Origin of the sequence: Paraburkholderia terricola, from assembly GCF_003330825.1 — a bacterium.
Classification (GTDB): domain Bacteria; phylum Pseudomonadota; class Gammaproteobacteria; order Burkholderiales; family Burkholderiaceae; genus Paraburkholderia; species Paraburkholderia terricola.
Genome location: NZ_CP024942.1, coordinates 1,010,806 through 1,034,328 on the forward strand (window position 1 = coordinate 1,010,806; position 23,523 = coordinate 1,034,328).

17 protein-coding genes are annotated in these 23,523 nt (G+C 59.0%); 4 read left to right on the forward strand and 13 right to left on the reverse strand.

Features of this window, described 5'->3' with window-relative positions; genetic code table 11:
• Positions 1-49: 49 nt before the first annotated feature.
• Complete coding sequence (locus CUJ90_RS23075) at positions 50-1,330, reverse strand: DUF3443 domain-containing protein (RefSeq protein ID WP_114163996.1); 1,281 nt, start codon at positions 1,328-1,330, stop codon at positions 50-52.
• A gap of 10 nt (positions 1,331-1,340) precedes the next feature.
• Entirely contained in the window at positions 1,341-1,763 is a 423-nt protein-coding gene (locus tag CUJ90_RS23080; RefSeq protein WP_073428788.1) for a DUF2844 domain-containing protein, read from the reverse strand.
• 982 nt (positions 1,764-2,745) lie between these two features.
• On the opposite strand from CUJ90_RS23080, the gene galU reads away from it, so the two are divergent.
• The 3 genes from galU (at position 2,746) to CUJ90_RS23095 (ending at position 4,808) form a co-directional block, all read left to right on the forward strand.
• A complete protein-coding gene (gene galU, locus CUJ90_RS23085; RefSeq protein ID WP_114163997.1) occupies positions 2,746-3,627 on the forward strand; it encodes a UTP--glucose-1-phosphate uridylyltransferase GalU in 882 nt (293 codons plus the stop codon).
• A 185-nt stretch (positions 3,628-3,812) separates the two neighbouring features.
• Positions 3,813-4,235, forward strand: a complete 423-nt coding sequence (locus CUJ90_RS23090; protein WP_143326533.1) for a hypothetical protein — start codon at positions 3,813-3,815, stop codon at positions 4,233-4,235.
• 198 nt (positions 4,236-4,433) lie between these two features.
• Positions 4,434-4,808: a hypothetical protein gene (locus tag CUJ90_RS23095; protein ID WP_073428791.1), complete on the forward strand. Its 375-nt coding sequence runs from the start codon at positions 4,434-4,436 to the stop codon at positions 4,806-4,808.
• 871 nt (positions 4,809-5,679) lie between these two features.
• Here the strand turns inward: CUJ90_RS23095 and CUJ90_RS23105 are convergent.
• From CUJ90_RS23105 to CUJ90_RS23155, 10 genes are all read right to left on the reverse strand, one after another.
• Positions 5,680-6,609 (reverse strand): GlxA family transcriptional regulator, encoded by a 930-nt coding sequence (locus CUJ90_RS23105; RefSeq protein WP_083083029.1) that lies wholly within the window; start codon positions 6,607-6,609, stop codon positions 5,680-5,682.
• 328 nt (positions 6,610-6,937) lie between these two features.
• On the reverse strand, positions 6,938-8,308 hold the full coding sequence (locus CUJ90_RS23110; protein WP_422879723.1) for an endo-1,3-alpha-glucanase family glycosylhydrolase: 1,371 nt from the start codon (positions 8,306-8,308) through the stop codon (positions 6,938-6,940).
• Complete coding sequence (locus tag CUJ90_RS23115; RefSeq protein WP_227470516.1) at positions 8,283-9,602, reverse strand: hypothetical protein; 1,320 nt, start codon at positions 9,600-9,602, stop codon at positions 8,283-8,285. The genes CUJ90_RS23110 and CUJ90_RS23115 overlap by 26 nt, the downstream gene beginning before the upstream one ends.
• A gap of 1 nt (position 9,603) precedes the next feature.
• The gene (locus tag CUJ90_RS33360) at positions 9,604-11,847 is read right to left on the reverse strand and encodes a glycosyltransferase (RefSeq protein WP_227470514.1); all 2,244 of its coding nucleotides are present in this window, start codon (positions 11,845-11,847) and stop codon (positions 9,604-9,606) included.
• Complete coding sequence (locus CUJ90_RS23130) at positions 11,834-12,910, reverse strand: glycosyltransferase (RefSeq protein ID WP_083082009.1); 1,077 nt, start codon at positions 12,908-12,910, stop codon at positions 11,834-11,836. The genes CUJ90_RS33360 and CUJ90_RS23130 overlap by 14 nt, the downstream gene beginning before the upstream one ends.
• Positions 12,888-14,381 carry a hypothetical protein gene (locus CUJ90_RS23135; RefSeq protein ID WP_083082008.1) on the reverse strand — a complete coding sequence of 498 codons (1,494 nt, stop codon included), beginning with the start codon at positions 14,379-14,381 and terminating at the stop codon, positions 12,888-12,890. Before CUJ90_RS23135 ends, CUJ90_RS23130 begins: the two co-directional genes overlap by 23 nt.
• Positions 14,378-16,612: a polysaccharide biosynthesis tyrosine autokinase gene (locus CUJ90_RS23140; protein WP_083082006.1), complete on the reverse strand. Its 2,235-nt coding sequence runs from the start codon at positions 16,610-16,612 to the stop codon at positions 14,378-14,380. Before CUJ90_RS23140 ends, CUJ90_RS23135 begins: the two co-directional genes overlap by 4 nt.
• 12 nt (positions 16,613-16,624) lie before the next feature.
• On the reverse strand, positions 16,625-17,062 hold the full coding sequence (locus CUJ90_RS23145) for a low molecular weight protein-tyrosine-phosphatase (protein ID WP_083082005.1): 438 nt from the start codon (positions 17,060-17,062) through the stop codon (positions 16,625-16,627).
• Complete coding sequence (locus CUJ90_RS23150) at positions 17,059-18,216, reverse strand: polysaccharide biosynthesis/export family protein (RefSeq protein ID WP_422879724.1); 1,158 nt, start codon at positions 18,214-18,216, stop codon at positions 17,059-17,061. The genes CUJ90_RS23145 and CUJ90_RS23150 overlap by 4 nt, the downstream gene beginning before the upstream one ends.
• Before the next feature lie 409 nt (positions 18,217-18,625).
• Complete coding sequence (locus CUJ90_RS23155; protein ID WP_114163998.1) at positions 18,626-20,005, reverse strand: undecaprenyl-phosphate glucose phosphotransferase; 1,380 nt, start codon at positions 20,003-20,005, stop codon at positions 18,626-18,628.
• 1,093 nt (positions 20,006-21,098) lie between these two features.
• Between CUJ90_RS23155 and rfbC the strand changes: the two genes are divergently transcribed.
• Positions 21,099-21,647, forward strand: coding sequence for a dTDP-4-dehydrorhamnose 3,5-epimerase (gene rfbC, locus CUJ90_RS23160; protein ID WP_083082000.1), 549 nt, complete (start codon positions 21,099-21,101; stop codon positions 21,645-21,647).
• Positions 21,648-22,396: 749 nt separating this feature from the next.
• On the opposite strand, the gene CUJ90_RS23170 is transcribed toward rfbC, so the two are convergent.
• On the reverse strand, positions 22,397-23,395 hold the full coding sequence (locus CUJ90_RS23170) for a GlxA family transcriptional regulator (RefSeq protein WP_083081996.1): 999 nt from the start codon (positions 23,393-23,395) through the stop codon (positions 22,397-22,399).
• Between the last annotated feature and the right edge of the window lie 128 nt (positions 23,396-23,523).

Consider the following 23,523-nt stretch of genomic DNA (forward strand, 5'->3'; position numbering starts at 1 on the left):
GCATTGAATGATCGATCCGCCGCAAGACGCCAGATGATCGCGGCGTCTCTCAATACGCGATATAGGGACCCGCTCCGCCGGGCGTCGGTTGTTGCTCGACAGCGGCATAGACGCTACGCCCGTAGAAGAATGGCATGCCCCAAACGAAGATCGTCGAAGAGACGAATGCCGGACCGGCGAGCAGCGGCATCACTGAATTGCCGCCGCGACTCAGCTTGAGCTCCGCGGCATTGCCGACGGCAAACGAGACAGCGCTCGTCGTGCCATTTACACCTTCAATCATCGCGCTTAATTGCTGGGTAGATAAGGGGCAATAATACAAGTCGTTCGGACTCGCGCAGACAGGCAGCGCGCTGGTTTGAAAGAATAGCCCGTTCGAGCCGCTGTCCATCATGCCCCTCGAATAGCTCGTGCCATTCAACACCGTTCTGAACGTGCCGTTGGACGGACTGAGCCCGATCACCTGCGCACTGCCCAAGCCGTTATTGCTCTGCGTACCAATGCCGAACACCAGTTGCCCGGTAAGCGAGGTTTCGCCGCTCGGCGACGCAGCCGGCAACGTCAAGATCGACCCGTTGTTATTGGTCGCGAAGTAGGGAATCGGATTGCCAACCTGCAGGTTTTCGGCGACGGCGATCGACGTGCAAGTGTTTTCCACGCAGCCGTAATAGGTCGCCGGCACGGCACTGCGCACGCAAGCCGGACCGCAATCGCGCTTGAACACGCCAATGCCGAGCACTCCGTTGGCTGCGAGACTCACGGGTGAGTTGCGTGACGCGCCGAGACTGCTGCAGTCGGATGGTATCGCGCCGTAGTTCGGGTCGATTACCTGAATGGGCAGCGACGCCGCTTTTTCACCGCCGATCAGTACATCGGCAAGCTGTACCGAACCCCACGTATAACCATCGAAGAACTGCATGCATTCGGCGAGCAGATTGCCCGCACCGTCCTTCTGCCGCGGCAGTACCAACGAGGGCGGCAGTTGCGAGGCGAACACGCGCAGCCCCGACGAGCCGGTGTCGACCTGGACGTGATCGATGGTTTGACACTGCGTCGTGCCCGGCACGCACAGCGTGATGCTGACGAAGGGCATATTCGGCACACCGATCACGCCGAAATCGACGGTCACCGCGGTGGTGTTAGATGCCGGCAGTTGCGACGCAGGCGGTGTACTCGTGAGCGACTGCGCTGGCGCCGTTGCGCTGGATGAATTGCTGCTCCCGCCGCCGCCGCCGCCTCCCCCGCATCCTGCCATTAACACCGCGAGCAATGTGGCCGCGAGCAACTTGAGAAGCGGACCTGAGCCAAGGAGCGAATCCGGATCGCGCATGATTGCCCCGCTATTGAATGACGCTGGCGTCGACGCCAGCCGGGACCGCTTGCGGCAAATACGCGTAGCCCGCGAATGCACGTAAATGGCCGGCCGAGAAGACCACCAGGGCATCGGTCGAGACGGCGAGCGGGGTTGTCCGGCGCATCGCGGTGGCGGCGACGTATCGATCGAAAGCTTCACCCAGCGTGGCCTTCAAATCAGGCAAGGTCGGTCCTTCCCAGGCGACGCCGAATACGATTCCGTTCCCCGCGACATACTCGCGCACCACGGTGCCGGACGGCAGCGTAATCAAATGCACGGTGTATGCGATCCGCGAAGCGACGCTGTGTGCGGTGGCACGCATTCGAACCTGGTCGCCGCCTACGCTGCTGACCTTCTCGCCAAGCGTGGCGTGCGCGGATAAAGACAAGGCGCAAGTCGCCACAAGCATTGCGCAAGCAATGCCAGTCCGATATATCGTTTTCACGAGTCCCCCCTGAAAACAGCCGGATCGGCCGTTCTCACCCTCTTTAATTAATATCTAATGCAAACCACCTGTCGGTCTTTCATGGTTTGATCGTGAATCTCATACTGCAACGACTGTGCCATCAGGGCGCAAACGCTTGCTACGCGACAAACAGCGTTGCTCCACTGCTGCCGGCGAATGCTGGAAAGGCTCCCGATGTTTCGCAACCGTTACACGCGCGGGGGACGATCTGGTTGGAAATGCGCGTCTTTCAAAGGGGGGCATGGCGCTGCTGACAGTCGCACCTCCAGCGCGCACGAGCGCTGACGCGGGGGTCCGTCGAATGTTCAGGCGCGGCGAGGCGGAAACGAACAGGAAGTGACGTGCCGCAAAACCTGTTTCAACATTGAGACGGGATGGGGACCGCTGACGTCGCCAACATCCGCGATCTGGTTGGAGATACCGCATGGACCCTTTACGCGGACGCAGGTCTTTTTGATTCGCGAGCTTCGTCGACGGGTCGCTTGCGCCAGCGAAACGCTTTCACCAACACATGTCGGGTCCAGTTCGGTCAACAGCTTGATCCAATCCGCCACCGCCATCCGCCGACCGCTTCCGTAGACTAAACTCCGCTTCGGTCTTCGAGGGCCGCTTCCTGGAGGCAACCCCACCCTCGATCTTTCTGGCCTGCCGCTCCCTCGGGTGGCAGGCTTTTTTTTCGCGCAACGGCGCAGCCCTTCTTGCGAAATAAAAAGCGGACATGTATTCGCTTTAGACAAAAACGGGGCTTCTTCCGCCACCTCGCGTCAGGCAGTGTCGTCCTCTCTTATGCTTGCTTTCGGGCATGCCAAAAGATGATCTCGTTGGCTCGCGCGAGCGCACCTGGATCGACTTCGAACTACCGCCCGCCTTCTCCACAGCTCAGGCTCCCTTTTTTGCGTCGCTATGACGAACACCGGAATCGCTCATGCTTAAAGTTACCAAGGCGGTATTCCCAGTCGCGGGTCTCGGCACCCGGTTCCTCCCTGCCACGAAGGCGAGCCCGAAAGAGATGCTGCCGATCGTCGACAAGCCGCTGATCCAATACGCGGTGGAAGAGGCGATGGCGGCCGGCATCACCGAAATGATCTTCGTGACGGGCCGCAGCAAGCGCGCGATCGAAGACCATTTCGACAAGTCGTATGAGATCGAGGCGGAACTCGAGGCGCGCGGCAAAGACAAGCTGCTCGAACTGGTGCGCAGCATCAAGCCGAGCCACGTCGACTGTTTCTACGTGCGCCAGGCGGAAGCGCTGGGTCTCGGCCACGCGGTGCTGTGCGCGGAAAAGCTGGTGGGCGACAACCCGTTCGCCGTGATTCTCGCGGACGATCTGCTATACGGCAAGCCGCCCGTGATGACGCAGATGATCGAGGTGTTCGACCACTATCACAGCTCGGTGATCGGGGTCGAAGAGATCCCGGCGCACGAAACCAGGTCGTACGGCATTGTCGACGGCAAGGAGTGGGAAAAGTCGATCATCAAGATGTCGGGCATCGTCGAAAAGCCGGAGCCGAGCGTGGCGCCGTCGAATCTCGGCGTGGTGGGACGCTACGTGCTCAAGCCACGTATCTTCAAACACCTTCGCTCGGTCAAGCCCGGCGCCGGCGGCGAATTGCAGCTGACGGACGCGATTCAGTCGTTGCTGGCCGATGAACAGGTGCTGGCGTACAAGTACCACGGCACGCGTTTCGACTGCGGCAGCAAGCTCGGCTACCTGAAGGCGACGGTGGAATTCGCGCTGCGTCATCCGGAAGTGTCGGCGGAGTTCGACGCGTATCTGCGCGCGCTTTCGGTTGAATTCGCTTGCTGACGCGCGTTCGCATCCACTCTCACCCGAGCGTCGGTCCGCTTCACGAATCCCCGGACGCGGCGATCTAACCAATACCCATCATGAGCCACGACAGCACGTTTAGACCCCTCACTCGCGCGGTCAGCACAAGCTCTCGCTCACACGGCGACGTGTTGCGTGCCACGCATTCTAAGCTTCGAGTCGGCTTGCGATTGTGGGGATTTGCCGAACATGAAGTGGAACGCTGGATCGGGAACCTTCCGACTTTGGGCGCACGCCTATCGTGGCAGATCGTGCACGATCGGGATGGCGAGGGCGCCGACATGATGATCCATCTCGTGAGATCGTCCGCCGACGCGCTCAGTCCGTTTTGTTGGAATTGTGTCGGCGCAAATCGGGCAATCCGCCGCGCGCAAGGCGGACCTGCGTTGCACGTCGCCCTCTTTTCCGGTGATGCCCGCCGCCTGCCCACGCCGCGCCACGGCCTATGGGCAATGGCCGGGCCGCTCTCGGAAGAAGACACGCTTCACGAGATCATCCGGACGCTGGTGTTTCCGCGTATGAGCAAACATGATGGCGTGAGCCGCATCGCGCTCGCGAGTGCTCGAAACCCCTCGGCTGGCGAGTAGCACTCAGCGGAATCCGCCACGGTTTTGACGGAACGGATAAATTGGAGCGAGGATCATATGCTTTGAGGATTATCCGATCTCGTGATGACGTCCTCTGCGGCCGCCCCGCGAAACGGGTGACCATTTTTGTGCGCTCTTCCAGCCTAAGCATGCTCGTTGTGCGCAACGCGCGGAACTTCGCCTCTCTCCACATTTCCGATGCCCTGGTCAAGTTATCCCGACATTAATGCGCGCGTCGATCTGCTGACCTATCTGGTCGTGTCTCAATTGCTGAGGCATCGTCTGATTGGAAAGTGGCTCACGACGCAGCACGTGGTCGAATCAACGCATCTATGGATGCATGTCAACGGCGAGTTGAATCTGCTGCAGCGCGTAGCGCTGGCCAGCAGGGCACAAGAACTGGCGGCGCATGTGATACGAGTGTCGAAGATACGATTTGACGTCAAAGCCTTGGCAGACGCGTTTGCCGATTATCCTCGCCTCGACTATAAATCGCCTGCCGTCGTCGAGGTCTACAGCGCCTGCATGGCCCACGTCACGCTCTCATTCCCAGGCAAATCGAGCGCAACCTGACAGCCGATACAGGGGACAAGGCGACTCAGCAATTCACTTTGGCGGGGTGGTACAAAAGGATGTCGGATTCACGTAGCGGTTATCGGCGAATATCTTCTTTGGCTTCCGGCAATGACCTCGGAAAAGCCGGAGGTTTTTCGGCCGACACTTTGTGTCGGCCTTTTTTTGCGCATGCCGGCATGTCATTTAATGCTGATACGCGGGTTGTGCGGAACAGGACTGCGGAAGAAACGACCGCCCGATGAGTCCCAACGCATGAATGTGCGCACGCGACCGCGCGCCGCCGATCGGCTTTTCCAGGCAGACGTTCGCGCCACTCATTAGCCCAGCGTTAATCACGTGCTGCTGTGTATGAGGCATCGCGCACAGAATCACGGGTATCGCGGGTTCATGCCCGCACAGAACGCGCAAAGTATCGTATCGGAGCGCATCTGGATTCGCCCAATCGAGTATGACCAGATCGACAGACACTTCTGCGAGTAGTACCCGAAGCGTTTTGTCGCATAGCGCACCGAAAGGGAAATGCCCTGCGGATGACAGTACTTCGAGCGCATGATCTAGCGCCACAATATCGGGTTCGAGGACGGCGATTCTCATGTAAGCGAATGGGCAGGTAGGTTCGCCCAGCGTAGCGAAGACAGGTGTTAATGAGGGACCAGTCGGCTGATTGACGGGTAACGCCCATCAGGATGAATGCGCGTCGCGCGGGCAAGTCTACATGAATGCGATTTTTGAAATTGTTAAGTAATTTCAAATTTGGACAAGAGGATGCGCTATGCAGTGGAGCGGCAATTAACCCGATGGAAGTCATTTAAGCGCCGCATGCCGGGCGGTTCACCATTAGCCGGCATGCCCTGAACGGAAAGAGAGGTCATTTCGAATCAGTTGATTTGCGCCTGCTTGCGCGGTATTCAATGGGCGTTACGCCGAGATGTTTGCGCAGAACCTTGGAGAGACGGCCGCCGCTACTGATTCCACAACGCCGCGCGACCTTGTCGACCGGTAGATCCGTTTCAGCGAGTAGATGGCAGCATCTGGATAAGCGCACCAACAGGAGATAGTCCGAAGGGGTCTTGCCCATTTCCAGTTTGAAGCGCCGCAAGAAGTTTCGTTCGCTCATCGACGCAACCTGGGCTACCTCTTCCATCGCAATCGGACGGTAGGCGTTCATTTCCAACCAGCGCGCCGATGCCCGGATCTGGTCACTGACAATGATCGAGGTATCTTTGCGCACTATAGCGAGCGACTGGTCCTCGAGCCGCTGCTCGAGTCGCTGAGCGATTTGACGCGCGGCTTCAACGCCGAGATCATTCCCAATTAGTGAGAGCGCGGCTTGGAGTGGGTCGCTGTCGCCTGGGTGGAAACCTGCGGCTTGGAGTAGTAAGCGTCCGCCGTCAATGGGGAATATTCGCTGGCTATGAGGTTGGATTCGCTGCAGCCAGGCGATAAGGCGATTATCGCGTAGCGCATCTTGTACACCCACGCCACCGGCGACGAACAGTGCATGAAAATCGCCTGCATGAACAGGTGAATCGACGCTGTCGGTCCATACGAAGACCGATGAGGAACTGGCGATCTTGCCACCTGCAACGGAAAGCAGAGAGACATCGAAGCGGATTCCGTCGGCTCCATCAGCCTTGACGCGCGCATTCGCACAATGAAATGCTTCCAATATCAAGGCCGCTTCCGGTAACGAAAAGCCGTTAAATAGCGTAAGTCCGACACGCCTAACGGTGTGTTCGTCAGTCAAGCCGCGAGGCTGCGTCGCATAGCGACGGTAGTCTCTCGAATAGTTTTTCATCAAACTGTCCATCGAAGACTAGTCCATTTTTCGAACTGTTTTTATTCGTTTTTGCGTTTGATCGATCCTACACACGCCCGAGGAAAACTGATTTATGCGGCTTAATACGCCAGTATTTTGACGGACACAGGAAAGCATTACGAGCGGAATGCCAAGTCGGCCGATATATACACTGGACATGGAATCGAAAAGAAGACGATGGCGCTGTTCGTTCGGGCAGTCTTCCGGAACTTAAACTGGAACCTGCCCAAAGTCACGTTGCCGTTTTGATCGCAGGCAACATCACGAGTAGTTTCACTATCAACATCAGGAATCTTGCAGACGTTCCTTAATTCTGAGCCGATGATCCGCTGAAGTAGTTGAATGCACCGCTGAAGTCATTCGTGCGGATAGGCTCCTCGCCCGTTTTGTCGGCGATTGTCTTGCCATTGCGAATCAGCGTAAACCTCGGGGTGCCGGGTATTGACGGCACGGCGACTTCGCTCATGCCGGCCGGCAGATCGCGCGTCGTTCGTGCGTTGCCCTGTGTGACGATGAGGATCGCCCGCTCCGTCAGGAACATCGTTACGTGGATTTGCGCTGTCATTAGTGTGCGGGAGCGTGGAGCGGTCGCGTTGCCAACCGACGTGCCAATGCTCGCCATTGCACTCACTCCCACCGGATGTAGGCGATAGAAATAATAGAACCTGTCTTGAGTAATCGCCGGCGCGGCGCCGCGCTTGAACCACTCGATGAAATACCGGCTAGCGTCGAGATAGGCACTGTGGCTCAACAATCCGCCGAAGCGCGGGTTATAGACCTGCGCGCGCGCGCTGCTGCCGATGGGCGCGACATACGTGGATTCGGCCCAGTCGTTCCAGGTGACGATCTGCACCCAATCGACATTCGCATGAATTGCGGCGAGCCATTCGGTCGCCATGCCCGAAAAGCCGTTGGTTTCGAATGCGCGGTAGTTCGTGCCGCTCGCCAGACCGCGATAGTACGGCGTGACGGGCGCCATGAACACTTTGCCGGCCGATTTAAGCGCGGTAGCCAGATGTTTGATGGAGCGAGCCAGCGAGTCCGGTGCACCGGCCGCGCCGAAATAAAAGTAGCCTTGCGCGGCTTGGCAGCGATTCGCGACTTCGCTCGCGACGCTGTCGCCAATTTCCGCTTCGCCTGAGGAAGGCACGAAGTGCGGTACAAAATACGCGTCCAGCGATTCCGCTTCTAAAATCAGCGCTCGACAACGCTCAGCGTCATTTCCGCCCAATGCATATGAAGAGACGACCGGCTTCCCGTCGACCGTCAACTGCGCCGGAAGACGGGCAGTGGTCTGCACGATGTCGTCGAGTTCGTCCTGAGCTTTTCCGTCCGCCGATACGAACAGCTTAAAGCCGCCGAACTGCTCGGCGGCACGATACATCGTCAGCACGCGTGCGCGATAAAGCGGCTCGCTGCGATGCCAGCCGCCACAGTTCAGCGCGAAGCCGTCAATACCACGCTGCTGCGCGTCGCGGAACTCCGCGATGTAATCGTCGATGCCCGCATTCCGGCCGCCGCGCGGCCACGCGACCATGTAGTGCGCAAACACCCGCTTGCCCACTGGCGACGCAGCCGCGAGCGTCGCTCCAGTTGGCACGCTCATGGCCATCAATGCGGGCGGTACGCCCATGCATCCCAGAAGCAACGTTCTACGCCTCATTCTTGCAAGTCCCATGCCATTTTCCGACCACCGGCGCGTCGGTAGTCTGTATCGACGCGAGCGTGTGCCGCGCCGCGCTTCGGCTGATCGTCAGCGACGCCGCGAGCACGAGCAGACCCGCGCACACGATGCCGGTCAGCGCGCCGATCACCCCAAAGCCATGCGACAACACCGAGACGAACAGCAACGACGCACCGACTTCGAGCGTCGAAATCGCGACAAACGATGCACGGTTTGCGGAGAACACCAGCAGCGACAGCACGCGACACACGAAGATCAACGCGGCGCCAAAAAACGCGACGAACATGAAGCCGAATTGCACCGCATGGGAGCCGAGCGCGGCAATCGGAAACAGGTGAATGCGGCATGCGAGCCAGCTCGCAAGCGACACCAGCGCGAAGAGGACGACTACACCCGCCGCCATCACGCGCCCCTGCGGCAGACGCAAGAGCGCAACCGTGACCCGCTTCAGGCGTCCGCTCAGCACGAGTGCCACCCCCTGCCCGCAATTGAACGCAAGGTTGTGCACACTCTTCACGCCTCGATACAGCGATCCCGCCGCCGGTCCGACGATGAACGCGACAATCATGATGTCGACATGCTTCGCGCCCGAGAAGATCGCGTTCCCGTACCAGCTGCCGAGAATCTCCTTTCGGTTCTGCATGAAGAACGCCTTATAGTCGAACATACGGAAGTTGAATTTTTCTGCTTCCGGCAGAAAGAACTCAGAGTCGCGTGGCGGCCCGCGCCGTAGCGAATGCAGATACGCCATTAGCAGCATCGCTCCATACACGGCCTCGACAAGCAGCAGCAGATCCGGCAGATACGCGTCGAGCGAGCGCCTTTCGATCAGCAGCACGATAATCAACACGCGGCTCAGCGCGGACACCGTCGAAATCGCGCAGATCGTGCCGCTGCGCCCATAAAAGCGCAACACGCCTAACGAGAAATGCGACAGCCCATAGAACATCGGCGCAAGCACCATCACCATGCCGAACTGCGTGCGCGCAAACAGGCCGTAATTGATGAGCAACGTACCGACAGTCGCGAACACCATCGTCGAGCCGAGTGCACTCAGACAATCGAGAAAGATCAGCGTCGATGCCTGCGAGCGCACCTTGTCGACAGTGAATATCCGAGGCGAGCCAAAATTGAACAGATCGATTGCGACGAAGAAGAATGCGATCAACGCGTACGACTTGCCCAACCACTCCGCGTCCAGATAGCGCAACGCAAGCGCCACTGCGACGAAATTGCCGAACGCCGGCAATGCGGACGCAAGCACCACGTAGATGACGTCCCTTTTCATGTCAGCCATATGCTTTCAACGCCTCGCAATAGTGGCGGTACTGCGCTTGCACGTTCGAATAGCGAAAACGACGCACCGTTTCGCGCTGGGACTGCGTCTGCCGTTCGCGCCACCGTGCATCAGAAATGATGTGCGCAATTTTGTCGCTTAACGCGTCGATATCGGCTGGCGGCACGAGACTCGCGGGCTCAAGCACTTCCGCGACACCGCCCACGTGCGTCGCTATGACCGGCACGCCCAGCGCCATGGCTTCGAGCAGCGCCCGTGGCATGCCCTCCTGCAGCGATGGCAGCACGAAGAGCGCATGCTGGCTCACTGTGCGCAGCACTTCGTCCCCGTCCAACGCTCCCACGAATCGCACACTGTCGCCAAGTCCGAGCCGCCCGGCGAGTCGTTCGAGTTCGGCGCGCAGTATGCCGTCGCCGATAAGCGTGAGTTCGACGTCGAGTTGATGTGCACGCAGCGCGGCCATCGCGCGCAGCAGGATCCCGTGGCCCTTGCTTTCATTGTGCATCATCGCGACGTTGACGATGCGGAATACACCGCTACCGGCGTCATGCTTGCCGCGTGCCTCGTCGCGGCGGTCGAACAACTCGTCGGGCAGATACACATCGCTAAAGCCGAACGACCGCGCGAGCACGCGCGGCGGATACGCCTCCTGCAACGCGCCAGCCGTCACATAGCGCACGGTTCGGCCGTGCTTTGCAGCATGACGCGTAGCCCAGCAATGTACACGGCGAGCGATATGCCGCAGCGGATGACGCGAGGCCGCATCACTGAAATAGTCGGCCGGATCGGCGACGATCTCCGCGGAAAACGGCTTGCCTGTCGCGCGGCACAACAGCATCGCAAGGAGCGTCAGGTTGCCGGGAAAACGCAACAGCAGCAGGTCCGCATCGTGAATCACCCGCCAGATGCGCCACACGAGCCGCGGCAGATGCCTGATCAATGCCTTTACGCCCCGAGAAGCGCCGAGGTCGATGAATTCCGTGTCCGCGCCGGTAACGAGTTCGCCATGTGCGTTCTGCGCCGGAAAAGAACGGGCCGCGATACGCACACGCGCGAAACTTTCCGTGAAGCGAGCCGCGAACTTGCGATGTCCCATGTGTGGACTAAAGATCTGGTCGCCGACCTTCGAGAAGTTGCCGTCGATCAATAGTGTGATTGAGGAACCCGTTTCGGCTCTGACCAACCCAACCAGTTCCGCATGGCGATTCACAGATACGCTGGCCAATTTCTGCCAGAACGGTGCCGGGTCGCGCCGAAGTTTTTCGATTGACGCAGCGACCGCTTCTGGATCGAAGCTCTCAGCATGGAACGCGTATTCGGACAAGCCGAGGTCTCCATACGCAGCCTGCCCTTTTCGCTCGTAGGCGATGTGGATGCTCGGTAACCCGCCGAGCACGCTTTCGAGGCTGCCGTGCAGTCGAACTGACACGACGATCGCATCCTCAGACCGGATTACATCGCGCAGCGCAGGCGCCGACCCGACGCCGAAAACGCGCTGATAGAACAGATCGTCGCTATTGCCGCGCCCGGCGCTCTGCACCGCGAAACTCGCATCCGGCGTCAGTTCGACCAGGCGCCGCAGTTTTGCGATGTAGGCGTCCGCATACGGCTTGTCGTTCAGGTCGCGAAACACAAAGTACACCTTGCGCGGCGCCCCACGCACGGAGGATTCGTTGTCTGTAAATCGTGGTGCATGCGGCCGTTTGCTGATTTCCAGCACGACCAGATCGCCTATCCGCACCGCATGCCGATGATTCAGTTCGTGCACGCTCTTGTCGTCGCGCAGGAACATCGTATCGACATGACGGCGCACGAGCCATTTGAGCACGCGGCCCGGCGCCGTCGAAAACGGCCCGACGCTTTGCGGCAAATAAATCCGCGAACGGGATCCCCGTAGAGACGCGCACACGATCTGCAAGCCATGCGCAACCAGCGTCTTGCAACCCTCCTTCCATGTGCCGGCGCGCAGATACCCGCCGCCGACACCGAAGAACACCGGCGCGCGCCGGAGCCATGCATGCGTGAGCGTCCCCGCGACAAACTGCCAGAGAGAAATCAGTTCGATTTGCGGATCATCGAGATAGCCAACGAACGACGCCGGATCCAGACACACGACCGTGATGCGCTGGCTGAAACCTGCCTCGCGAATCGCACGCAAGCTCAGCTTGACCAGCAACCCGTCGCCGCTGTTGTGCGAGCTGTACGCGTGCAGAAGATAGACGTCAGGCGTTTTCATAGCAGGTCATGAGAGATTTGAAGAATTTCTCGGCGTTGAACGCCTGATCGAATACGTGACGCGAGTTCGCGCCCATCCGGTGGCATTCGTCAATGGACAGCGAGTTGAGCTGCTCGGCAAGGCACGCACCCGTGAGCTGCCGCAGCATCAGGCCGTTGTAGCCATGAATGACCTGTTCCGGCAGCGAGCTTTCGCTCGATACCACCAGCACCTTGCCGGCTCGCATCGCCTCGATCGGCACAAGTGCAAGCCCTTCCCAGCGGGACGGAACCACGACCACGTCCATACTGTGCATCGCGTGATTCGTCTCTTCAGGACCGAGCCAGCCGTGACAGGTGACGCGCGGCGACTCGCTCGGCATCGTCAAGCCGCCACGCACCGCGGTGCCGAACACATGCACATGCAGGTTGTCCTTGAGTAGCGGCAATGCATCAACAAGGATGTCGAAACCTTTCTGATAGTCGAGCCGGCCAAAGTAGCCGATCTGGATCTGTTGCGACGGCTGCGCGGCAGCTTCCCTTTCACCAGTGATCCGCTCGGCCGCAACGACCGTGGGAATGCCCGTGTAGACAAGCTCGATTTTGTCGGGCGCGATGCCGTGTCTGCGCGCAGCGCGCACCTCGTCGAACGACATGCAGAGAATGCGGGCGCAATGCCGCGCCAGCCATTTCTCCACGAGCGCAAAGACGAACGCGGTCGTGTGCGAGATGTCCTTCTTCATGAACGACCATGCGTGCGGCGTGTACAGCACTTTTTCAGTGTCGAAGCGGTGGAGGCGCACGTATACGCCCGGATAGGTGCTATGGCAATGAATCACGTCCGCATGCAGCGTCTTGACGAGCCGACGTACTGTGCGCGCAATCGCGGCGACCCTGAAGGGATTGCGGCTCGACCGGTACGGTACGACGCGAATGCCGTCGACGTTGAGCTTCGCGACATCCATGTTGCGTGGATCGCATAGAAGCACGACGTCATGCCCGCGATTGCGTTGCTCGATCATCAGCGCCGTCACATAATTGGCGACGCCCCCAATCCATGTTTCAACTACGTGGACTATTCTCATTACGCACCCCGGCGTTTCGATGAAAAAGGCGCAAGCTGGTTTTTTTGCGTTTCAGCAAAAGCGCCATCGGCAAAGCGAACAGCACGATCCATCGCATCCCGTAGTAAGCGAGGACGTTCGAGTCGAACAGGAAAAACAGGAACGGCAGCGGATACGACACCACCTTCACGGGCAGCCATCGCCAGTTCGCACCGAGACCCATCCGGTCGATCCGCACAATCAACCACGCCACCACCACGAACGACAGCAAATAGCCAAATACGCCGAAATTGACGAGGAATTCACCGGGCATACCGAACAGCAGCGTCGTCTCGTCTGACTGGTTTGTCTCTGCTCCGCGAACGATGTCGCTCTTCTCGCGAGCGAAGGTTTCCGGCTTGTCTTTCCAGATCGCCTTAGGAACGACCGCCGCCACCGCGCCGACGAAGCTGCGGCCCATGCTGAGCGTATAGCCAGGCGTCACCACCGAGTCGAGCGCCTGCACTTGCACATCGAAGCGCGACAGGTCGCGAAACAGGAAGAAACTGAGCGGTCCCATCGACAACTGCAGCATCCGTTGATCCGCGAAGTTTTGCGACAGGTCGCCGATCTCCGAGTAGTCGATGCCGAACTTCAGTGGAATCATTGCGAGGCCGCCGACGGCGACGCAGATGGCGACGATCTTCGCGGCGCGCCGGCTGATGAGCGCAACGAACGCGTGATAGATGAGGCAAGCGAACAGCAAGACGAAAACGATGCCCTGCCGGTTGCCAAATACGCCGGACGACAGCCATCCGAGCACGATCAATTGCGCAAAAGCCGCGATTTTCATGACGCGACTGCGCCAGGGCCGGAGCATCACGCATGCGAAAACCCAGAGCGGCGCTGTGTTGGCGAGTGCCTGCACGACGCCGAGCCCTTCCAGCGGATCGTTTTGCGTGACGGACGTTTCGAGGCGATCGGCATAGAGTTGCTCGATTTGCCGATAGCCTCCCAGCTTCAGGTAGATGAATGCGAGCGCCGCCAGCGCCAGTAGCGCGAACGCATAGGCCCAGCGGCTCACGACGACAGTCCGGTGCATGTCCGGCATCGCGGCAGGCGTCGCGCGCTTGCCGCGCATCGCGATAAACATCAAGTTCATCAGCCAGATGCCAACGATGTTCAGCATGAACCAGGCGATGGTCGCGGGGTTCTGTTCGGGCAGCAGCGTCAGATAGATCTCGTCGCGCGCGATCAGCTGACAGGCCGGCAGCACGCAGAAATACGCGAGCGCGAACAGCCGCCACAACCGCAGCAGCTCGCTGTCGGCCTTGACGCACCAGATGCTCACGGCCCCAAGCAGCAACATGCAGGCAGTCACCGTATTCGTGCCGCCAACATAGAGCGCGGCGAAGAGCCCCGCCATTGCCGAGCCGCCGGCTAGCAGCCAGAGAAACGGCAGCTTCTCGCGTCTTCGCGGCGCCCGGCGCCACGTCGCTCGCGCCGCGCTCATTTCGCCAGCCTCTTCTGGCTCTCATATTGATAGGCGACGTAGCGGTAAGCGCCATACTTCGACCGATAGCCGAACGCGCGCGCATCGACACCGTTGAAGATCACGCCTTTGAGCGGCGCGTTCGCGCGTTGCAGTTGCCGCGCGCTTTCGGTGAGCTCGCCGATCGCCGTCTTCTGAAAGCGCGCGACCAGGAGGACCGTACCGGCGATGGCCGCCATCAGTGGCGCATCGGCGACCGCCAGCACCGGCGGTGTATCGATGACCACCATGTCATAGCGCTCGCCGAGCGATTCCATCAGGCGGTTCATCCGATCGCTGAACAAAAGCTCCGATGCATTGGGCGGAATGCTACCGGTTGTTAACAGATCGAGTCCCGGCGAAACCGCGTGCTGAATCGCGGCCTCGACCGTCGCCTGACCGGCGAGCACGTTCGACAGCCCCTGGCCACGTGCGCAGCCGAAGTACTGATGCAGGTGGCCGCGTCGCATGTCCGCATCCACTAGCAGCACACGCTTGTTGCCACCGCAGAGCACAGCTGCAAGGTTTGCAGAGGTGAAGGACTTGCCGACCCCCGGCGTGGGGCCGGTCAGCAGCAGGCGATTGTTCGGCGCCTCGAGCATTGCGAAGCTTAGTGCAGTGCGTAGGCTGCGCAGACTCTCGATCGACGGGTCGCCCGGATTCGATTCCGCGAGCAGGTATCTGGATGCCTTGCCCGATAGCATGCCCATGTTTAACGACTTCTGCGCCTGAGAAAGCGGAATGGCGCCGTACACGTTGAGGCCGGCGTAGCGCTCGATGTCCTGCGCATCCGTTACGCCGCCGTACAGCATTTCCCGGGCAAAGGCGGTGCCGATGCCGAGCATGAGTCCGGCGATCGCGGCAAGGCCGATGACGAGCGGCTTCTTCGGCCATACCGGTTCTTCCGGCTGGCGTGCCTCGTCCACCTGACGAACGTTACCTACCTTGCCCGCCGCAACGAGCTTCAGCTGCTGGATGTTGTTCAGCGTGCCGACGTAGATCTCCTGAGCAACCTGCACATCGCGCATCAGTGACACGGCGTCCTGCTCGAGGTTTGGCAGACGCTTCATGCGACCGTTCACGTCGCCTAGCTTGGCCTTCATCGCGTCGATCTGCTGACCGAGCGCGACGATCGCGGGATGGCCCGGCGCATAACGCGTCGCGAGATCGGCACGCTTTTGCTGCAGGTCGAGCAGGCCGCTCTGCGCCGCGACGCTTTCTTGCAGGAAGGTTTGCGCTTCGAGGCCCACGTCGAACGTGCCGCGCCGGTTGCGCATTGCGTTGTAGCGCTTTTCCGCACCTTCCAGTTCGTGCTTGAGTCCCGGCAACAAGCCTTCGAGGAATTGCGACGACTTCTCCGCTTCGGCAGCCTTGCGCTTCACATTCTGCGCAACGTACGCATCCCCGATCTGAGTCAGGATCGCCGATATCTGCTGCGGATCACCGCCGCGCAGTGTGCCGGTGATGATGTCGCTCTGCTTGCCCTTCTGCTGCATATTGAGCTTTTGTTGCAGATCGGTTAGCGTCTGAAGCTTCGATTCGCGCGTCAGGTTGAATACCGCACCCGGCTTCGCGTTCACGCCGGCCACGAGTAGGTGAATACGGCCGACGCCTTGGTCGACGTCGACCGGTATCCCAATCACGCCTTCAATCGGTGCGTCGAGATCGGACTGCACCAGGCGGAAGCGGTGATTTTCGAGCAGAGTCAACTTGAAGCGTTCGCCCTCGAGCGTCTTAGGCACTTCGAATTCACGCACGTCGATCGACTCGGTACCCCAACAGAAACCACCCCACCCCAGAAGACCCGGATCTGACAACGACTTCGCACTGTCGGCGATGCGCCAGCCGATCAGCGGGAAATAGCGTGGCCGGGCGTCGATATAGAGACGCAGGTTATTCACCGCCTGATCGACAACCATCCGCGATCTTAGGATTTCGAGCTCGCCTTCGGCCTCCGTCTTCACGTCGAACAGCGACGAGACGCCGCCGAGCAGCGAGGTCGCGCTCGTCGGGTTGTCTTCCTCGACCTGGATCATGATGTCCGCTTCGTACGTCGGCTTTGCCAGAAACGTATAAGCCGCTCCCAGCAGCACGACGACGGCGAAGATGCTCCCGATGAGCCAGCGGTTCGCAACCACTATATCCAGATATCGGATGAGGTCGCTGTCCGCTTCTGCGTGATCCTCGGCCATCAGGTCTAATCGGTTGTTCATGTTGTTCTCTCGTTAGGCCATTGCTTTTATACGTGGCGCCCATGCGTCGACGCCGATTCGGATCAATTCGAACGCATCGTAGAAGTGCTCAATCGGCTTCGTGTATGGATCGGGCACGTCGAAGCGACCGATTTCTCCGAGCCGAAACACTTTGCCCGACGCGCCCGGATGCCGGCGCATGATCTCGTACTTGTGCGCCGCTTCCATCGCCAGAATCAGATCGGCGCCGCTGACGAGACTCACATTCAACTGTTGCGCGCGATGCGCGGTAATGTCGAGGCCCGACTGCGCGGTGATACGGATCGCCAATGGATCGGGCGCCGACCCTGCTACCGCATCGAGCCCCGCGGACAGCACCGTGACGCCGCTGATCTCACGATCGATCAGGTATTGCGCCATCGGGCTGCGACAGATATTGCCGACGCAAACGACCAATATCGTCTTGATCATTTGGTCACGATCGCCCCGGTTAGCGCTGCGTTGACGGCAGGCAGCAGTAGGCTCAGCACTCGGGAGAAGCGCACGAGACCGTTGCCGTCGACATAGACGATGTCGCGCGGATTCATCTCGAACTGATTCGCGAGCAGCATCGAGACCGGCGAGCGCGCTGCGAGGTGATAAACCTGCGGATGCGATCCGAGCGAATTGCGGATCACGTAGACCTCGGAGGCATCGGCGGTATTGCTGTTCAGGCTGCCCGCCTGAGCGATAGCCTCACTCAGTGTGAGCCGGCCGTTCCGCAGCGGAATCGCCGTTATCGGCTTGTTGACTTCACCCATCACGTACACGCCGCTTTCGTCGCGTGCCAATACGCGCAGCAGATCGCCATCGCGCAGCACGATCTTCGCGGGATTGGCACCCGTGTCGAGCATGCCGGTGAGGCTGACCGGATACGAACGTCCGTCTCGCACGAGCACGAGGCGGCTCTGGTCAGCGGTATCGCTGAAGCCGCCGGCGCGATTGATCGCGTCATAGAGCGTCATCGGAATATCGTTCAGCGGCAGCGCGCCCGGCGTATGCACCTGGCCGTCGACGAACACCTGCTTCGCCCGGAAGGATGCGACGCGCACCGTCACCTGCGGCTTGATAAAGGTGTTGGCGAGTCGCGTCGTCAGTTCTCGCTGTACTTCCGCGGGTCTGAGTCCCTCGACGTGCAGACTGCCGACATAGGGAAACTGAAGGTTGCCGTCCTCATCGATTACAAAACCGGGCACGGGATCGGATGCGCGCGTCGCGGTCTGACCAGAGGGCGCCTGCGCGGCGGCCAGTTCCGGGTGGTCCCACAACGTGATCTGCAACACGTCACCCTTGCCGAGCCGATAGGCAGCGGTAGCGGACATGAGATCTCGAAGCTGGTCGGAGCGTGCCTGTGCGAGTTGGCCCTGCATTTTGGCGATCAACGCGACGTTGATGTCTTCAATCTGTACCGGCACACTGGCGGGCGGCGTCTGCGCGTCGCCGCTCGTCAACTGAAGCGTCGCTGGCGCGGTCATCTTCATGCCCGGCGCTGCCGCGCAGGCAACCAGACCAGTGCATGCGGCGATGGTGCACACGCCTCTCGCCATCCTCAGGTTTTTGCCGATCGCCTTAACATCCACTCTCATCTCACTGCTCCGTAAAACCCGTTGGCTAGCGTGCTTGACGCCGTCGCTTGCAGTTTCGTGCGGCAGCTGTCTCACGTTTTGTGTTGGTCGAACCCTGTACTTTCGATGCCGCGCCGACCGGGAGCGCGCATCAGCCAAGCGCATGCAGCGCCCGTGCGTAATGATTCGAGCTGGCGACAGTACACGGCCTCCAGGCGCATCCCTTAAGTCGCCAGTCCGAATGCCTGCGCCACTACGCCGTATTTCGTATTGAAGAAATGTGTCTGCCGAAAAATATCAGTCACGCCTAACGCAATGCTCGGCCGACACCCGAAAGCTTCGAGACCACAAGCTCCACGTCACCGATATGCCGAAACAGGACGTACTCTGTTTTGCTAAGTGCGTGCGAATTTTTTGTTGTGTGCTGGTGTCAGTACGCGTTGCTATGAACCAGACCCTTGGCGATCGTCGCTGCGACAATTTTCATATCGAGCCCAAACGACCAGTTCCGCAGGTAATACAGATCATGTTCGACACGTCCTTGCATCTTCTCGATCTCGTCTGTCTCCCCTCTGAAGCCGTTGATCTGAGCCCATCCGGTGATGCCGGGCTTTATCCGGTAACGGTGGATATAGCCATTCACCACATTCTGATAAAGCTGATCATGTTCAATCGCATGCGGCCGAGGTCCCACGACCGACATGTCTCCTCGCAGGACATTGATGAATTGCGGGAGCTCGTCGAGGCTAGTACGCCTGAGAAACGCGCCTACTCGCGTAATACGCGGGTCACCCCGAGTGGCCTGTTTCACCACGCCCATCTCTACTGCATGAGGACGCATCGAGCGGAATTTATAGATCTTGAAGATGCGCCCATCCGCACCCTTGCGTTTCTGCGTAAAAAACACCGGCCCGCGCGAAGACAGCTTCACGGCAATCGCGATTGCAATAAATAGCGGAGCAAGCCCGAGCAGCGCGCAGGCGGCAAACGCGCGGTCGAAGATCTCTTTCTTCACTAAGGCGCGCGCCGGCACCGGTGACGCCATCAGGTTGATCGCTGGCATTCCAATTAGATCGGTCATGCCGCTATCGAACAGCGCAACACTCCGCACGTCCGGTATGAGACGGATATTCACAAGTTCATCGCGGAACTCAGTGACGATACTCAGGATCGTCGACTCTTCCGATAGAGGCAATGCCAGCCAAATCTCTTGTACCCCGTTACTTCGCACATACTCGTAAAACTTTTGCAGTTCATCGAACATCGGCACGCCGTCCAAGTCACGCTCCAGTGACGAATGCACATCGAACATTGCATATGCGCGGAAGCCGCTAGAGGGTGAATCCTGGAGCTTGCGTACGGCGTGGAGGCAATGTGCGCCAGAACCAACCACAGCCACGTTGCGCAAGTTCAGGCCAGCGTAGCGCACGCTACGGAGCACCGCATGGGTCGCGAGACGCGATACGATGAACGCGCCTCCCGCGATTGCGGTCCAATATCCGAACCAAAGCCGCGAGATGACGTCTGTTCGATGCAGCGAAAACATCAATACCAAGCCACACGTCTGCACGATCATCCATGCCAGCGACAACTGCCCGATTAGTCTCCACATCGAACGGCCACGCCACGATTCATACAGCCCGAAGATTGGAAACAACGCGAGCGCTAGCGCAACAGTGAATGTGATTAACGCTCCATCAATCCGACTCTGCGCGAGGCTTTCAAAGCGGACATGCGATGCGACTAAGGCTCCACCGACAATGAGTGCAACGTCCACAAGTCGTGCCAGCACCCCGTTCATCCCCGGCATTTTCGATTCTCCAGTCTGAAACCAGGCCGCGTGATTCGGCGAGCGTTTATGCCCGACCGCACGTATCACCAAGCGAGCAATGTCGTTCTCTCCGAATGCGATTCGGAGAACGATGAGCACCTGAACTTAAAACACAACATCTACCGCCGTCGCGCGCTATGCAAACACCCTTCAAGCTGATCGAATCCCGCTTTCAGTACTCGACGGTGTCTGTGCCACGCATTTGCCAAGTCACTTCCCCAGCCTGTCTCCATCCTCCTTTCGACCTTGACATTTTCGATTGGCGACTATTTCATCGTGAATACCTAGTTGCAGCACTTTCAGTTCGCTGATGTCTAGTGGAACGGTTGTGTTGCAATTTTTTCCAGGCGTAGATTCGGTTAGCTTTTAGCGCAACTACGACTGGCGTACAGAGCACTTTTTCGTTTCCCCAATTTAAGTCTTCTCGTTTCTCCGAATTGTCGAAATAGATGCAGGGTGTAACTTGCTACTCAAGTCGCGTCGTGACACTTCTTTGTAGCGACGAAAAGAGATCTGGGCTCCGGTTGAAATGCATCATACCCAGAGTGCCATGTGACTTAATGTGCCTGACGGAAACCGCCAACATGTTGGCGGTTTAGCCCATTCGCCTCTTTTACGTCCGCATATCGTCGCTGCGTCTTTCATGCGTTGTGTGTTACCCATGGCGTGGCGATCAGTAAAAGACATGAGCTTGCACCTCCCGCTCCAGGACTATTGAAGAGCTTTGCTAGCACTGAACTGGTCCTCGCATGCGTACCTGAGAGGGACGCTTCACGCAGTGGCGTGAGTGAAGAAATCGAGCAGATTTCGATTAGGCAAAGGCGTGCAAATTTAATTGGCGGATTACGCCAATTAAATTGCCGAATTCATCAAAGGTCTCCTCGTAACATACCCACTTTCATCGGACCGATTTCATGCGTCACCGCATGCACGATCTGGAACGCGCAGCCGACTGTTGACCCGCGATTCCGCGAACACTTTATGCAAGTTGACGAATCACGCGGCGACGTCAAAGCCCTCACTGAACCCGGTAACGAGAACTACTCGGCCCTTCTATGTCGATCATTGCCCAATGACCATTCAAGTCGTGCATACCGCTCTTCGTGACGTCAAGCTGATCGCGCCACCCATTTCGAATGATGGAGCCGGAGTATTTTTTGCGAGCTTCGATCAGGATGAATTCGAGGAAAAAGTCGCTCGCGGCTACACGTTCGTCCAGGACCATCACTTGGTGTCGGCTCGACATGTATTACGCGGTTTGCATTACCAGATCCGCCAACCCCAAGGCAGGCTAGTACGCGTCGTCGTGGGTGATGTCTTCAATGCAGTGGTCGATCTGCGACGTTGGTCTCCGACTTTCGGCCGGTGGCTCGGAGTGGGGTTGTCTGCCTCCGACTGTCGGCAGCTGTGGATTCCTCCGGGGTTTGCCCACGGCTTCGTGGTGTTGTCCGAGGTCTCGGAGCTACTCTACAAAGCCACCGAGCGCTCCCATCCTGAGAATGAACGTACGCTGCGCTGGGACGACCCATACATCGGCATTGAATGGGGACTCGACGAACCACCGATCGTCTCCCGCAAGGATGCTGCCGGGGTAAGTTTCAGCATGGCCGAGGTCTATTGACGAGTATCGTCGGCACAGCGCATGCGCATTGCATGTGCCATTCACACTGCAATTCCAAGAATTCCGTGTCGGCGGCTAAGACACATGTGCAGGTGGTCTACCCCATTTGCGAGCCCGCCTGGATCGGTCGACAAACATCCAAAAAAGACGACGGATAAAGACAAAAGTTTGTCAGCAAAATTGCTGCTTCGCTCTGTAGTCTCCACATATCAGATTGTCAAATAGACTTAATTAACGGGGGCAGTATGCAGACGGCTCTTTCGCTTCTTTCCAAATTTTGTCTCGCGTGGACCCTCGTCTATCTGATCTTCAGCTTCTTCTCCGCCTTGGAGGTCGGAAGGCGACACTATCAAAGGCTGGTATTCCTCGAGTTTCAGCCGCGTCGGGCGCGTGGATCGTGGGAGGCTGCGAGAACCAGATGGATGAAGCGGATGAGACTATCCACGATTTTTCTAGTGCCGATCGGCATAGCATCGTTCATCGCATCCGCCATCGTTTCCTGATCCACAGCCACCGATCTCACGGCCGGGACGGAGCGATTCAAACCACCACCGATACCTGCTTCAAGACCACCGAAGCGCTGGCGGCAAGCGCATCGACCAACGCTTTTGCGGCTTCATCGGTTCGGCCAATGACGTCGACTTCTATTAATCGTTTGGCGGCTTCGCCCCGACCCGGCATTAACCATCGCCGTTCCAACTCCGCCGCCGAGGCGCGGCGATCCGCCTGCAGATTTGAGAAATCCGCGCTCAGGACAAATTGCCTGAAGACGCTTCTTCGCGTAGTCGATAGTCGGTAGGTGTCGTGTCCAGATACTTTCTGAACAACTTGGCCAACTGACCGCCGCTGCCGATCCCGCAACGCCGCGCGATCTTGTCGATTGGCAAACGCGATTCAACGAGCATCCGGCAGCTCATGTTCAGACGCGCACGAAGCAGATACTCGGAGGGCGTCATGCCAATTTCGCTCTTGAAGCGGCGCAGAAAATTGCGCTCGCTCATTGCCGCGACTTGCGCGGCGTCGTCGATCGAGATAGGCCGATCGACGTTCGCGTCCAGCCAGCGCGCCGACGCCAGAATCTTCTCGCTGACCCGATGCGCCCCGCTGCGTGTAATGGATGAGTCGAAGGGCGTCTCGTGCCGCGGCTCGACCGATTCGGCAACCCGCCGCGCCAGTTCAAAGCCGAGATCCTCTTCGACAATGCGCAGTGCCGTCGCCACCGCATCGGGCGCTTCGCTCAGCGGCAGTGCCGGATGAAGGCCGCGCGCTTCATTGCGGCCGTAGAGAAGCGGAGAGTATCGGCTGGGAAGCCCGGCTGCCTCCAGAAGCAGTTGTCCTTCCGAGATCGGATGAACAATCTCGCTGAACGGATGCCTGCGGCGCAGCCAGTTGCCGAGGCGTTCGTCGCGGCACGCCTGCTGCACGCCGGCGCCGCCCGCGATGAACAGCAGGTGCGTGTCGTTCGTGCCGCGGTGCGACTCGACGCCCTCGGTCCAGACGAACATCGACGACGAACTCGCGATGCGGCCACCCGAAGCCGAAAGCAGCGAGACGTCATAGCGTGCGGAACCCGATCGCGGAGAGACGCTGAGCGCGTTCGCCTTCTGGAAGATCTCGATGATCGCTGCGACCTTTGGCAGCGCAAAGCCATTGAACAACGCTACGTCGACGCGTGTCGTTTCGCTCGTTTGCTCCGGCGCGGTTGTTTGCCGCGAGCAGCACGGCGGCGGACTATGAACCAGTTCCATTCTTTTCCCCCGGAATATTGTGGCCTGCAAAACTCTCTGAAGACTGTTTCATTTTCTTTTGGCCCATCCTATACAAATGACTCTCGCGCCGTTATTACATGGCCGAAATAGCCAACACATTGGCCGCT

What these genes read in the sequence shown, in the direction of transcription:
- CUJ90_RS23115 (WP_227470516.1), bottom strand. Translation starts at nt 9,602, where the DNA reads ATGAAAAGGGACGTCATCTACGTGGTGCTTGCGTCCGCATTGCCGGCG.
- CUJ90_RS23130 (WP_083082009.1), bottom strand. Translation starts at nt 12,910, where the DNA reads ATGAGAATAGTCCACGTAGTTGAAACATGGATTGGGGGCGTCGCCAAT.
- CUJ90_RS23170 (WP_083081996.1), bottom strand. Translation starts at nt 23,395, where the DNA reads ATGGAACTGGTTCATAGTCCGCCGCCGTGCTGCTCGCGGCAAACAACC.
- CUJ90_RS23095 (WP_073428791.1), top strand. Translation starts at nt 4,434, where the DNA reads ATGCCCTGGTCAAGTTATCCCGACATTAATGCGCGCGTCGATCTGCTG.
- CUJ90_RS23150 (WP_422879724.1), bottom strand. Translation starts at nt 18,216, where the DNA reads ATGAGAGTGGATGTTAAGGCGATCGGCAAAAACCTGAGGATGGCGAGA.
- CUJ90_RS23080 (WP_073428788.1), bottom strand. Translation starts at nt 1,763, where the DNA reads ATGCTTGTGGCGACTTGCGCCTTGTCTTTATCCGCGCACGCCACGCTT.
- rfbC (WP_083082000.1), top strand. Translation starts at nt 21,099, where the DNA reads ATGACCATTCAAGTCGTGCATACCGCTCTTCGTGACGTCAAGCTGATC.
- CUJ90_RS23155 (WP_114163998.1), bottom strand. Translation starts at nt 20,005, where the DNA reads ATGCCGGGGATGAACGGGGTGCTGGCACGACTTGTGGACGTTGCACTC.
- galU (WP_114163997.1), top strand. Translation starts at nt 2,746, where the DNA reads ATGCTTAAAGTTACCAAGGCGGTATTCCCAGTCGCGGGTCTCGGCACC.
- CUJ90_RS23135 (WP_083082008.1), bottom strand. Translation starts at nt 14,381, where the DNA reads ATGAGCGCGGCGCGAGCGACGTGGCGCCGGGCGCCGCGAAGACGCGAG.
- CUJ90_RS23075 (WP_114163996.1), bottom strand. Translation starts at nt 1,330, where the DNA reads ATGCGCGATCCGGATTCGCTCCTTGGCTCAGGTCCGCTTCTCAAGTTG.
- CUJ90_RS23145 (WP_083082005.1), bottom strand. Translation starts at nt 17,062, where the DNA reads ATGATCAAGACGATATTGGTCGTTTGCGTCGGCAATATCTGTCGCAGC.
- CUJ90_RS33360 (WP_227470514.1), bottom strand. Translation starts at nt 11,847, where the DNA reads ATGAAAACGCCTGACGTCTATCTTCTGCACGCGTACAGCTCGCACAAC.
- CUJ90_RS23105 (WP_083083029.1), bottom strand. Translation starts at nt 6,609, where the DNA reads ATGAAAAACTATTCGAGAGACTACCGTCGCTATGCGACGCAGCCTCGC.
- CUJ90_RS23110 (WP_422879723.1), bottom strand. Translation starts at nt 8,308, where the DNA reads ATGGGACTTGCAAGAATGAGGCGTAGAACGTTGCTTCTGGGATGCATG.
- CUJ90_RS23140 (WP_083082006.1), bottom strand. Translation starts at nt 16,612, where the DNA reads ATGAACAACCGATTAGACCTGATGGCCGAGGATCACGCAGAAGCGGAC.